Annotated in this window: 12 protein-coding genes; 7 read left to right on the top strand and 5 right to left on the bottom strand. The window is 38.4% G+C overall.

The genetic code is table 11. From position 1 onward, the window contains the following. Position 1: 1 nt before the first annotated feature. Positions 2-880 carry a DUF2877 domain-containing protein gene (locus PI85_RS06865; protein WP_036124704.1) on the bottom strand — a complete coding sequence of 293 codons (879 nt, stop codon included), beginning with the start codon at positions 878-880 and terminating at the stop codon, positions 2-4. Positions 881-911: 31 nt separating this feature from the next. Continuing rightward, entirely contained in the window at positions 912-1,520 is a 609-nt protein-coding gene (locus PI85_RS06860) for an ankyrin repeat domain-containing protein (RefSeq protein ID WP_036124702.1), read from the bottom strand. Between the two features lie 218 nt (positions 1,521-1,738). Here PI85_RS06860 and PI85_RS06855 point away from each other — a divergent pair, with 218 nt between their 5' ends. The 5 genes from PI85_RS06855 (at position 1,739) to PI85_RS06840 (ending at position 7,110) form a co-directional block, all read left to right on the top strand. Next, the gene (locus PI85_RS06855) at positions 1,739-3,142 is read left to right on the top strand and encodes a PucR family transcriptional regulator ligand-binding domain-containing protein (protein WP_369794237.1); all 1,404 of its coding nucleotides are present in this window, start codon (positions 1,739-1,741) and stop codon (positions 3,140-3,142) included. A gap of 125 nt (positions 3,143-3,267) precedes the next feature. After that, on the top strand, positions 3,268-3,456 hold the full coding sequence (locus tag PI85_RS25185; RefSeq protein WP_369794236.1) for a helix-turn-helix domain-containing protein: 189 nt from the start codon (positions 3,268-3,270) through the stop codon (positions 3,454-3,456). Between the two features lie 134 nt (positions 3,457-3,590). After that, positions 3,591-5,345, top strand: coding sequence for an ABC transporter ATP-binding protein (locus PI85_RS06850; protein ID WP_036124700.1), 1,755 nt, complete (start codon positions 3,591-3,593; stop codon positions 5,343-5,345). Positions 5,346-5,362: 17 nt separating this feature from the next. Next, positions 5,363-6,040: a response regulator transcription factor gene (locus PI85_RS06845; RefSeq protein ID WP_036124697.1), complete on the top strand. Its 678-nt coding sequence runs from the start codon at positions 5,363-5,365 to the stop codon at positions 6,038-6,040. After that, a complete protein-coding gene (locus PI85_RS06840; protein ID WP_036124696.1) occupies positions 6,037-7,110 on the top strand; it encodes a cell wall metabolism sensor histidine kinase WalK in 1,074 nt (357 codons plus the stop codon). Before PI85_RS06845 ends, PI85_RS06840 begins: the two co-directional genes overlap by 4 nt. Positions 7,111-7,133: 23 nt before the next feature. Here PI85_RS06840 and PI85_RS06835 read toward each other — a convergent pair whose 3' ends face one another. Further along, on the bottom strand, positions 7,134-7,721 hold the full coding sequence (locus PI85_RS06835; RefSeq protein ID WP_036124694.1) for an NAD(P)H-dependent oxidoreductase: 588 nt from the start codon (positions 7,719-7,721) through the stop codon (positions 7,134-7,136). A 119-nt stretch (positions 7,722-7,840) separates the two neighbouring features. Here PI85_RS06835 and PI85_RS06830 point away from each other — a divergent pair, with 119 nt between their 5' ends. Both PI85_RS06830 and PI85_RS06825 read left to right on the top strand, forming a co-directional pair. Further along, positions 7,841-8,278: a MarR family winged helix-turn-helix transcriptional regulator gene (locus PI85_RS06830; protein WP_036124693.1), complete on the top strand. Its 438-nt coding sequence runs from the start codon at positions 7,841-7,843 to the stop codon at positions 8,276-8,278. A gap of 222 nt (positions 8,279-8,500) precedes the next feature. Beyond that, a complete protein-coding gene (locus tag PI85_RS06825) occupies positions 8,501-9,247 on the top strand; it encodes a YqcI/YcgG family protein (RefSeq protein ID WP_036124692.1) in 747 nt (248 codons plus the stop codon). Between the two features lie 6 nt (positions 9,248-9,253). On the opposite strand, the gene PI85_RS06820 is transcribed toward PI85_RS06825, so the two are convergent. Further along, complete coding sequence (locus PI85_RS06820) at positions 9,254-10,570, bottom strand: amino acid permease (protein ID WP_036124690.1); 1,317 nt, start codon at positions 10,568-10,570, stop codon at positions 9,254-9,256. A 15-nt stretch (positions 10,571-10,585) separates the two neighbouring features. Further along, positions 10,586-11,521: an arginine deiminase family protein gene (locus tag PI85_RS06815; protein WP_036124687.1), complete on the bottom strand. Its 936-nt coding sequence runs from the start codon at positions 11,519-11,521 to the stop codon at positions 10,586-10,588. Positions 11,522-11,548 lie beyond the last annotated feature (27 nt).

The following is an 11,548-nucleotide window of genomic DNA, read 5'->3' as shown; positions in this document are numbered from 1 at the left end:
TTTATCCTCCTAATTTTATATTGGCTTCAAAGCCACTTATTAGCCCTAAGGCGATATCTGTACCTGATGAAGAGCCGATGGCAAGTACCTTCTTCAGTGCTTCGATCGCTTCACCTTCCGTGCCAGATAGCATGGCCGAGACAAGTGCATGAATAGATTCCCTAACTTGTCCATATGCAGCCTTGTTCAATGTTGTATAACTAATCTCATTGGTTAAAGGCTTCATCCATTTGATGACGCTTTCACACAATGGCTGATAAATAGAACACGGACTCTGTTCTAAATGGATGATCGTCAATAATCCAACTATAAAATCATCACCTGATGGTGTTAACCCTGGTCCCAAGCCCACTAAATCAAGTACATACTGCTGAAAATTATTAAAACGGCGATTACATAATTCTTCATGGAGTAATGCTGTGCGCTCTTTTAGCAATCTCGAAGTTTCTGCCTCAAATGCACTAACTGGTGAATCACTGCGCTTCATTCCCCCACTTTTTCCATATATATCAATAAACTGTTTCACTTGAACAATATTCTGTTTTAACGTTGCCATGTCTGACGGGAAAATAGGTAGATGACATTGCCAATGAGTGGCTGTTTCTACCGCTATGGTTAATTTATCTTCTATTAATAATTGGTGATGCTTGATCCTAACAGGGTCATTTTGGATTATGTGCAAATTGTCCAAAGTATCAAGATCAATGACAAGCGAATTGGGAGCATTATCCATAGCTTTCGTTGCAAGTGTAAAAATTTCATCATTTGCAGTACTGCGAATATTTAATGCATGCCTAAATACACTATGAACCGTTCCCGTAAACTCCGTCTCAACTAGTTGCTGAAGGAAATAGTTATCACCAGATTTAGCGTGTATCATATGTACACCTCTTTAAGTCGTAGGATTGCTCCTATTTTGCCCCAGCTTCTAGTAAAATTTTTTCAATGGCCGTAAATCCTTTTTCTCTAGCTATTGCTAGCGGAGTCACTCCATATTGATCGACCAATTGTGTATCTGCACCATGCTCTACTAATAAACGAACAATTTCTTGTTGCTTCTCTCCACCATCATTCAAAAGAATTGCTTCAATTAATGGTGTCCAACCACAAATATTTGTATGATTAACATTAATATCTGTCGTTGTCACAAGCTCACGAACTACCTCAACAAATCCTTTCTCACTTGCTGGGTGAACACCTACTCCACCAAAACGTGTTAGACGTTCTAAATCTGTGTTTGCTTGGAGCATTATTTTCACAAGCTCTAATTTTCCATTAATACAGCCATATAAAAATGGATTTAAACAAGTTTGATCTTGAAGGTTAATATCGGCACCTTCTTGTATTAGAAATTTCACCGTTTCTAATTGATCGTTCATGGCAGCAAGTAAAATGGCTGTACGCTTTTGCTTATTGCGAGCATTAATATCTACACCTTGTTGTAAAAAACGTTGCAAAGTATCTATATCTCCCGCTTCAGCTGCCGCTAAAAATTCTGAGATGATAATTGTATCTTCCAATTTCTTTCATTCCTCCATTTTCCCGACCTATTGTTCATTTCATCTAAAGGGAAATGAATTGCGAGAATGTTAGTTTTTTCACATTCCCGTCTTACACGCTTTATTTTATTCTCTTATGCCCTATATATCATTGTTTAGCAATACCAAAAAGAATGGAGATGATTTGGGCAATATGTACAATGTTTTGTGATAAGATTATGGCAAAGGAGTGAAATCATTTGCTAACAATTAAAGATTTATTAGAAATTAAGGCTTTGGATGGAATTAAAATTGTTGCGGGAGAGCAAGGCATTCACAATAAAATATCACTTGTGAACATTATTGAGAATCCTGATGCATTTGATTGGCTAACACCGAATGAATTATTATTAACAACCGGTTATATCTTCCAAGATGATGAAGAACTACAAAATAAAATTATGCAAGAACTGTCCAAAGTCAATTGTGCGGGCCTCGTCATTAAAATGAGACGTTATCTCCAAAAAACACCTCAAAACATGATCGATATTGCCAATCAATATGGATTACCTTTATTGGAGTTACCTTATAACTACATCTTATCCAAGGTCATATCGATCATTAATGAAAAGGCCTCTGGCCGCTATGACTTATTAAATCGAAAATCATTGGATATGCACAACACATTGTTTAAGGTGGCACTAGAAGGAGGAGGCATCGAATCGATTTCCTCAAAATTAGCGGAAACCATTAATAATCCGATTATCTTTTTAGATCAGGATTGGAATTTACTCCATTTCACTGATCTCGATGCCAATCCAGTCCCACTTGCCTACGGCATCAACCTTAAACAAAATCGTCCGACTTTTTCAAAGGAATTTATCGATTCCATTCCTAAGGATCTCAATGAGATGCAAAAATCGATTACAAGAAATTATCATTTAGAGGATCTTACTGTAAAATGCAGAATTCTCCCTGTAGCAGTAGCCAATTATATTTACGGCTACATCGTCATTTGGCAAACCGTTCATGATCTCAATGAATTTGATTATATTGTTTTAGAGCAAGCCTCCACGATTGTGGCATTAGAGAGGATTAAACAGAAGGAAATTGAGGATGTCCGACTTAAAATCAAACAGGAGTTTTTTGATGATTTATTAACGGGGAAAATCACATCTAGCGAGACACTTCAAACGCTCTGTGATCTCCATGGCTTAAATGTCCATTATAAATATTACTGTATTGTTATCTCAATGATCCGTGATAACCTGCAGGATCATCATGATTTAATTTCTCGAAAGTACGAATCTGATAATATGGCAAAAAAATGTATGAATTTAATCTATAAACACTCGAGTACCGTCAATGGTGAAATTACATGCCTTTATCGAAATCATCAAATTATTGTGTTGGTGGGACAACAAGAAGGTAAGCAAGATATGACTGTTAATGAAACGAAACAATATGCTGAGGAAATTTTGCAATTATTAAGTCAGTATCAAGCAGAAACTACCTTTTTAATTGGTATTGGGAAAGAATACAAACAAATTCGTTACGTTCATAAAAGCTTTGCCGAGGCTCACGAAGCTCTCCGTCTCATGCACCGATTCGAGGAAAGCAGTGCAGTGGCCCATTTTGCTGATCACTCCATCATCACTTTTTAGATTCGAATATTAATGAGGTACAATTAAAAGACTTTTTCTTAGAGAGCTTAGGGGCTGTCTTTGAGCATGATTTATTACATGGGACGAGCTATTTAATTACATTAGAAAATTATTTTATTTACCACATGAATATTAGCGAAACCGCTAAGGAAATGTTTATTCATCGCAATACATTAATTTATCGTATCGAAAAAATTAAAGAGATTTTAAAGACCGATTTAAAAAACTATGAGGAGCTATTACAAATACAATTAGCTCTAAGAATTTATCGACTACTCGGTAAGTCTTTATACCATGATGAGTTTGCTGATTAGTCCTATTTAAAAGGTGATGATGAATTGCACATCACCTTTTATTTCATTTCATATTCAGTTCATAAACACATGCTATAGTAAAAGCCATAGGAACGACATACGTTGTTTGACGATATTGAAGGAGGCTTATTTCTTTGCAAGAGACATCAAAAGAAACTACTAAAAAACCAGATTGGCGTCATTTTATACAATTAGTAAAACGAGCTGAACCACCTATTTGGCTCCTAGTTATAGCTTTAATTATGAGTTTAGCAACTACGGGCGTAGGTTTTATCGTCCCATTATTTACAAAACAGTTAGTGGACGGCTTTTCATTAGAATCGCTTAATTATTGGCAGATCATTTTGCTGGGTATTGCTTTTATCGCCCAAGCCATTGCAAGTGGACTATCTATCTATTATTTAAATCGTGTAGGTCAACATGTAGTAGCAAAATTGCGGGATCAACTTTGGCGCAAGCTGCTGCATTTACCCATCCCCTATTATGATGAAAACGATACGGGTGAAACATTAAGTCGTGTAACAAATGATACAGCGGTCGTAAAGGAGCTCATTACAGAGCATCTAGCAAACTGTTTATCGGGTGTTATTTCTATCATCGGTTCCATTATCATTCTCTTATTCCTAGATTGGAAAATGACATTAGTGATGTTAATCGCTGTTCCACTAGCGATGGTTATTTTAATGCTGCTAGGGAAACGCATGTTTGTGATTTCTAAAGGGATGCAAGACGAAACCGCTAAGTTTACTTCGGTATTAAACCAAGTTTTACCTGAAACACGTTTGGTTAAAGCTTCTAATGCCGAGCAAATAGAATATGAGCGTGGGAAAAAGGGCATTACGAACCTCTTTAACTTTGGCTTAAAAGAAGCTAAAATCCATGCGCTTATTTCACCATTAATTTCATTCGTTTTAATGTCAGTTCTCGTCGCTATTATTGGCTATGGAGGCGTGCGCGTTTCCTCTGGTGAGCTGACAGCTGGTGATATGGTGGCATTTATTTTATATTTAATCCAAATCATCATGCCCATGACACAATTAACGATGTTCTTTACGCAACTTCAAAAAGCAATGGGTGCCACGGAACGCATTAGTGAGTTACTGGACCACGAAGAAGAACATATTGAAGAAGGCATTACTGTTGAAAAAATAGATCAACCGATTTATGTTAACCATGTTGATTTTTCATATGGCGAGGAGTCGATTTTATCCGATATTAACTTCACAATAGAGCCAGGCAAAGTAACGGCCATTGTAGGTCCAAGTGGTGGCGGTAAAACAACCACATTCTCCCTGTTAGAACGATATTACCAGCCAACTAGCGGTAATATTACGCTAGGAGAAACGCCAATTGAGACATTTTCACTTCACTCATGGCGTAGTCAAATTGGCTATGTGGCTCAAGAAAGTGCCCTGCTGTCAGGAACGATTCGGGAAAATATTTGCTACGGTGTTGACCGTGAAGTGCAGGATGATGAGCTAGAAAGTGTGGCTAAAATGGCTTATGCTGATCAATTTATTAACGAGCTTCCCGATAAGTTTGACACAGAAGTAGGCGAAAGAGGCATCAAGCTTTCAGGGGGGCAACGTCAGCGTATTTCTATTGCCAGAGCGCTACTACGGAATCCACAAATTTTAATGCTCGATGAAGCTACATCAAGTTTAGATAGTAAGTCAGAAATTTATGTACAAAAGGCGTTAGATAATTTAATGCAAGGTCGCACAACTTTAGTTATTGCTCACCGTCTTTCAACGGTAGTCGATGCCGATCAAATACTATTTGTAGAAAAAGGACATATTACAGGTTGTGGTACACATGAATCACTCTTTGAAACGCATGCCATGTATCGTGAGTTTGCCAAGCAGCAATTACGAATTAAAGAGGACTAACGAAGGGAATTGTTTAGATGACCAAACTATTAATGGTAGATGATGATGCCCATATTCGAGAATTAGTAAAAGTATTTCTACAAAATGAAGGTCTAGAGGTTATTGAGGCGACGGACGGTGTCGATGCACTGTCCAAGTTGGCCTCTGAAAAGGTAGATATGGTGATTATGGATATCATGATGCCAAACATGGATGGGTGGGCTTTATGTGAGGAAATTCGCTCATACAACACAGATCTCCCTATTCTTATGCTAACTGCTAAAGGAGAAACCGCTCAAAAGGTCAAGGGTTTCCATTTAGGGACAGATGATTATTTGGTAAAACCTTTTGAACCTGCCGAGCTAATTGTGCGTGTTAAATCGATATTAAAAAGATATCGTATTGCTCTCTCTCAAGTAGTAGAAGCTGGCAATGTTAAACTCGATCGACATACACATGAAGTTGATCTGAACGGAGAAATCATTGTCCTTCGGTTAAAGGAATTCGAATTATTATTTACATTAGCGAGCTATGTGGGCAAAACATTTTCTCGTGAACAATTGATTGAAGAAATTTGGGGCTATGATTATGAAGGAGACGAACGCACAGTAGACGTCCATATTAAAAGAATACGTGAGCGTTTTCCTCAGGAGATTAGCGGCTTTGCCATCCGCACCATTCGTGGTCTTGGCTACCGTTTGGAACTAGCATTATGAGAAAACGAAAATTCTTTGTTAGAATTCTATTTGTTCTATTCCTCTTTCTCATTACGAATACTTTATTTGCCTTTATTTCTTATCATGCAACAGGATGGCTATATGGTCAGTTAGGTACAGAACCTCATGATTTTTGGCAGCAATTAGGCACCGTCCTTGGTGTTTTTGTGCTCTTTGCCTGTTCGGCCGCTATTATCTTCTTAATTGGGCTCAATCGACAACGAAATTACTGGGACGCTATTGTTGAAGCCTTAAGACAAATGGCAAAAGGGGATTTTAATATCCAATTAGATGTAAAAGGCAATGAGGAAGACCAATTTGGCCAATTAATCCATGGCATCAATCATATGGCTGTTGAATTAGGAGAACTTGAAAGAATGCGACAGGAATTTATTTCAAACGTCTCCCATGAGATTCAATCGCCTTTAACATCTATTAATGGCTTTGCGAAGGCTCTTAAGAACATTCATCTGCCTGAAGAAAAGCGTCAACATTACTTAGACATTATTGAATTGGAAAGTAATCGGTTATCAAAGATTAGTGATAATTTGCTGAAGCTGACTTCCTTAGAATCACAGCATCATCCATTTGAAACGACAACCTATCGCTTGGATAAACAATTGCGGAATGTCGTTCTGGCTCTTGAACCAAATTGGGTAGCTAAACAACTGGACTTCGATCTTCAACTAGACAATATAACGATTACTGCAGATGAAGATTTACTGAATCAAGTTTGGATGAATTTGCTAACGAATAGCATTAAATTCACATCCAACAGAGGTGCAATTACTTTAACTATGACACAGCATTTAGATACCGTGACCATCATTGTGCAAGATACTGGTATTGGGCTATCCGAAGAGCAGCAAATGCATATTTTTGAACGATTTTATAAGGCCGACCAATCACGGACTGCCACAAATGGAGGAAGTGGTCTCGGTTTAGCCATCGTCAAAAAAATTATTGATATGCACCATGGAACTATCGCCGTCGAAAGTAAGCTTGGAGAATTTACAGCTTTTTCCGTTACATTGCCCATGGATACTATAGAAACTCGTGCAAACGACTAAGGATGTCTGCACGAGTTTTTTTATTAGTAAGCAACCTTTTTAAAATACTGATAAACTTTGTTCAGCTTTCGCTGTTGCTGCCCTTTTTTACTTTCCATGTTTCCAAACTCAAAAAACTTCACTTTCTTCATTCCTACGAAGCTAAATAACGCTCTTTTCATCAAAATTTTATGAGCATTATTCAGCCATAACAGTGGATATTTGGTCGGCCCCTTCATCGTGGACACACAAACAACCGACTTTCCTTTTAAAAGTCCCTCTGGAAATAACCCCTTTGTATCCCGATATGCAAAATTCGATGCAAACATTTGATCAATATAGCCTAACAGCATAGCGGGCGGTCTTCCCCACCATATTGGATAGACAAATACAATTTGATCTGCCCATGTCAGCTGTTGACGGTACTTTTCCAATTGCGGATCACGGTACATATCCCGACGTCGTTTATGCTCATGGAAAATTAAACGAGGATCAAATTCTTCTTCATATAAATCTAGTAGCTGTATCTCATCAATGGCTGGATTCTCTTGACACCCCTTCATTACTTCCTGTAAAAATGCATAATTTAAGCTCTTATGGTTTGGATATGTATAGACAATTAACGTTTTCATACTACGCCTCCATTACTTATCATTTGATAACTAAATAATAACGGATTCGTTTTTTGTTGTCAAATGATAATTGTTTTAAGACAAGTTATTTGGTATCTTGACAATAAGAGGTGATCCGATTGGATAAAAGCAGTTTATTTCATCAATTCGTAACGTTTACAGCCAATGTCCACCAAGTGACACACGAGCTGACACAAAACGTGACCGTTGCCAATATTACACCGCTTCAATATAAAATTCTTGAATATATTAAAGTAAGTCAGCCCGTCACGCCTACCGAAATAAGCGAATGTCAGCATATGTCCTTACCCAACACAAGTCGTGAATTACGAAAATTACAAGACCAAAACCTCATTGAAAAATGGAACGACACGGAGGACCGAAGAAAGCAGTATATTCGCTTGTCTATTGAGGGGGAAAGAATGATGGAGGCAGCCTTTGCATGCATCGAGGAACGCTTTCTACAGCTTATTCAGCATGCGACACAGGAGGATATAAAGGATATTCAACATGCCCTATCTATCCTTGAACAAAAGGTTTTTCAACAAAAAGAATAATATGTGCTGCTTCTATGGTTTTGGTTTGTCAGCCATTGAAGCAGCACTGGTTTTCATAACAATTGAGCTCAAAACAATTCAACTTAAGCAAAACTCTACCATTGATTCTATCCATTGAGTGATTAATAATCGATCCATATATCCTTACATATTCATCATCATTTCGTAACCTATTGGCTTTTTCTTTAATAGAATAAAGGTGTATAGAAGGAGGAGACTCAAGTGGACGTAGGAGTATTTGATAGGAAGTGGGTGGAGGAACATTTGGACACCCTTCCCATTTGGCAACAATCTGCCTACACGGATTTTGCCGCCACAATTGCCGATGAAGAAAATACCTTTCCGTGTGTACCTGCAAGAATGGGGTTTTTATCGAACCATTTGCGCTATAGTTTTATCGGAGATCCACGGAAGGAGTCATCCATTCATGAGCTAGCACAATGTTTAAAGGAATTCGCAAAATCCTCCCAAACTTTTGGTAAATATACGACACTCACGGTTTTCTTTCATAGCCCTCAGGATATGCTCGCTCACTATAAAGTCGAGGATTATCAGCAATTATTTTGGAGCATTCTTAACCAATTAACTAAAATCGATGAACTCGATTGGCCTGAAGAAATACCAACTGACCCTACCCACAATGAATGGGAGTTTTGTTTTAACGGGGAGCCCTATTTTATTTCCTGTGCAACACCCGCACATAAATTGCGCAGGAGTCGCCATTTTTCTACCTTGCTCATGGCCATTCAACCACGCTGGATTTTTGAAGAAATAAACGACTCTACTGCATTTGGGCGGAAATTAAAAAAGCTCATCCGTCAACGCATTGCCCATTATGATGCACTACCAGGGCATCCCGATTTAAAATGGTACGGACAAGAAAATAGTTATGAATGGAAGCAATATTTTTTAAGTGATGACAATCAAAGTCCGTCTAAATGTCCGTTCTTACGGAGGCAACAAAACTAACATTCATTAGGCTTGCTTATGACTTTGCCTTTTCACAACAATCCAGGTTGCAATCCCTATTAGGACAATAAAGAGCAGGCTCACGAAAAAACCGAGTCTGCTTGTTTTTTCTCCTAACGTACCAGATACCGTAACAGCAATGAGCAGCATCCCCAACCCATTTTTCACATGCGCCCACTTAGATAACTCCATTAGCTTCATATATGTCACTAAAATAAAGAGCCAGTTATAAATCAACATTAAACCCGCTGCCGTCATCAAATATTCAAAGATTTTTTCTGGCATGAGAAAGCCAATAACAATGGTTATGACTAAGCCACAAGTTAAAAATATAAAGGCAGGAATAGGTACTTTTCTTTTTCCTTTCTTTGCTAATATTTTGGGTGCATCGTGATCCTCTGCAAGTGTAATAAGAATCGTAATCACCGCATAGAGAGAAGCGACCATTGTTGAAAAACCAGCAATGATTAAAACACCATTAAAAATATCCGCTACAAAGGGAATGTGATAACCTTGAAGGGCCGTAATAAAGGGACTCTCATCAATCGTAAAGTCTTTCCAAGAGACAAGCGCTAACGCAAGGGCAATAGCCATTAAAAAAATGATCGTAATAACGACTAACATTATTCTTCCTGCCTTTGGTGCTTCTTTTGGATCTTTTAAATCAATGACCATTAACCCCATTACTTCAATGCCTCCATAGGCGTAAAAGGCATACAATAGTCCCAGCCAAATTCCTTTTATACCTTGGGAGAAAAACTGTTCATAATTCGCATAGAGTGAATCCAATGTTGATGCTTGTGAGCCTTTCATGAGAATTACAACAGCTACAATAATAAACATTACAATTGCTGCCGCCTTTAATGCCCCAAAGATGTTTTGGAAGTTTTCAAAACCCTTCATGCCTGTAAGAATCACAACTAGCCCTATAGCAGCATAGATAGAGGCTGCAATCCATAATGGCAACGCTGGAAACCAAAACTTCGTAAAAATACCGAGTGCCATGAGCTGACTCCCCATAATAAGAATCTCAGAGATTAAATAGACCCAGCCATTACTAAATCCTGCCCACCTCCCAAATGCCTGTTTAGCATAAGTACGGAATGAGCCTTTATCAGGATTTTCAACAGACATTTTAACAAGTGCATCATAAACAATATACGTACAAATGGCCGCTAATAAAAAAGGAATTAAAACAGCCGGTCCACTTTTATGAATGGCCATACTTGTTCCAAGAAAGAAACCTGTTCCTAATGTGCAACCTATACCGAGAAGCGAAAGTTGCCACCAAGACAACCTGCCCTTACTTGTATTTGATGTCATGTAATCAACCCTTCACTACTTTCTGACTAAAGGCAATGTCATGCATCGAATGCCTCCCCCACCTTTTTCAAGCTCTGTGACGTCCACTTCTAGTAATTTCTTTTTGTGCAGTAACGGATGCTTTAATAACTGCTGCTTAGATGCCTGTTTACTAATTACTAACGTTTCTGGATCAAGATTAATCAAGTTAATGTCCGGAATGGTTTTATAGGTTTCGAGCCAGTAAACATCAAAGCCATGCCGCTTTAAAAATAGTTCTGGCATATCATAATAATTCCCTTGGGGTGTGAACACCTGTACAGGAAAATAACGCACAAAGCTTTTTGCAATCATTAAGTTATGGTGTACAACATTACAATTCATATCTAAATGAAGCGTATCATTGCCCTTCGGTAAATCAATGACCGCAATTTCTGAAAATCCTTGTTGAAAAAAGCGCTCCTTCAAGCTTTCAATAGCCTCTATTGACGTTCTCATCCCTAGATTCATGAGAACTGCATCCTTATTTAATAGCATCACATCCCCACATTCAAGTGATTGAGAGGGCTGTGCTTTACGCATAAATTGTTCAGGAAACCACTTGGCTAAAATAGCATGAGCATGTGGATACTCTGGGCGCCTTAACGAGCTCCCTGCATTTCCAGGTAAAAGCTGCTGTCCCACAACACAGGCTAAATCGCGCACAAAATAACGATTAATGAGCTGCTCACTTAACAGCTGCTGTTCATTTGATAATTCTTCGGCATAATCAATCACTCTTACCCCAGCGTTTTCAAGAGTTACCTTCAAAGCCAGGAAATTTTCCATAGCTTTATGATGGCTGACAGGCCCACTCCACCCAACCTGCTCAGCTATTTTTGAATCAGTTACATCTACTATCGAAGGTGCACAAAGCATGACCACCTTTAGTTCCTCATGCTCCGACCAACAATTTACTTGAAATGAGTCCATCCTTGTTCCCCCCTTCTGCTTGTCGTT

Origin of the sequence: Lysinibacillus sp. A1, assembly GCF_000801965.1 — a bacterium.
Lineage (GTDB): Bacteria > Bacillota > Bacilli > Bacillales_A > Planococcaceae > Lysinibacillus > Lysinibacillus fusiformis.
The sequence above is the reverse complement of the archived record's forward strand: the minus strand, read 5'-3'. Positions and strand labels throughout refer to the sequence as shown.

What these genes read in the sequence shown, in the direction of transcription:
- PI85_RS06815 (WP_036124687.1), bottom strand. Translation starts at nt 11,521, where the DNA reads ATGGACTCATTTCAAGTAAATTGTTGGTCGGAGCATGAGGAACTAAAG.
- PI85_RS06845 (WP_036124697.1), top strand. Translation starts at nt 5,363, where the DNA reads ATGACCAAACTATTAATGGTAGATGATGATGCCCATATTCGAGAATTA.
- PI85_RS06820 (WP_036124690.1), bottom strand. Translation starts at nt 10,570, where the DNA reads ATGACATCAAATACAAGTAAGGGCAGGTTGTCTTGGTGGCAACTTTCG.
- PI85_RS06840 (WP_036124696.1), top strand. Translation starts at nt 6,037, where the DNA reads ATGAGAAAACGAAAATTCTTTGTTAGAATTCTATTTGTTCTATTCCTC.
- PI85_RS25185 (WP_369794236.1), top strand. Translation starts at nt 3,268, where the DNA reads ATGAATATTAGCGAAACCGCTAAGGAAATGTTTATTCATCGCAATACA.
- PI85_RS06835 (WP_036124694.1), bottom strand. Translation starts at nt 7,721, where the DNA reads ATGAAAACGTTAATTGTCTATACATATCCAAACCATAAGAGCTTAAAT.
- PI85_RS06865 (WP_036124704.1), bottom strand. Translation starts at nt 880, where the DNA reads ATGATACACGCTAAATCTGGTGATAACTATTTCCTTCAGCAACTAGTT.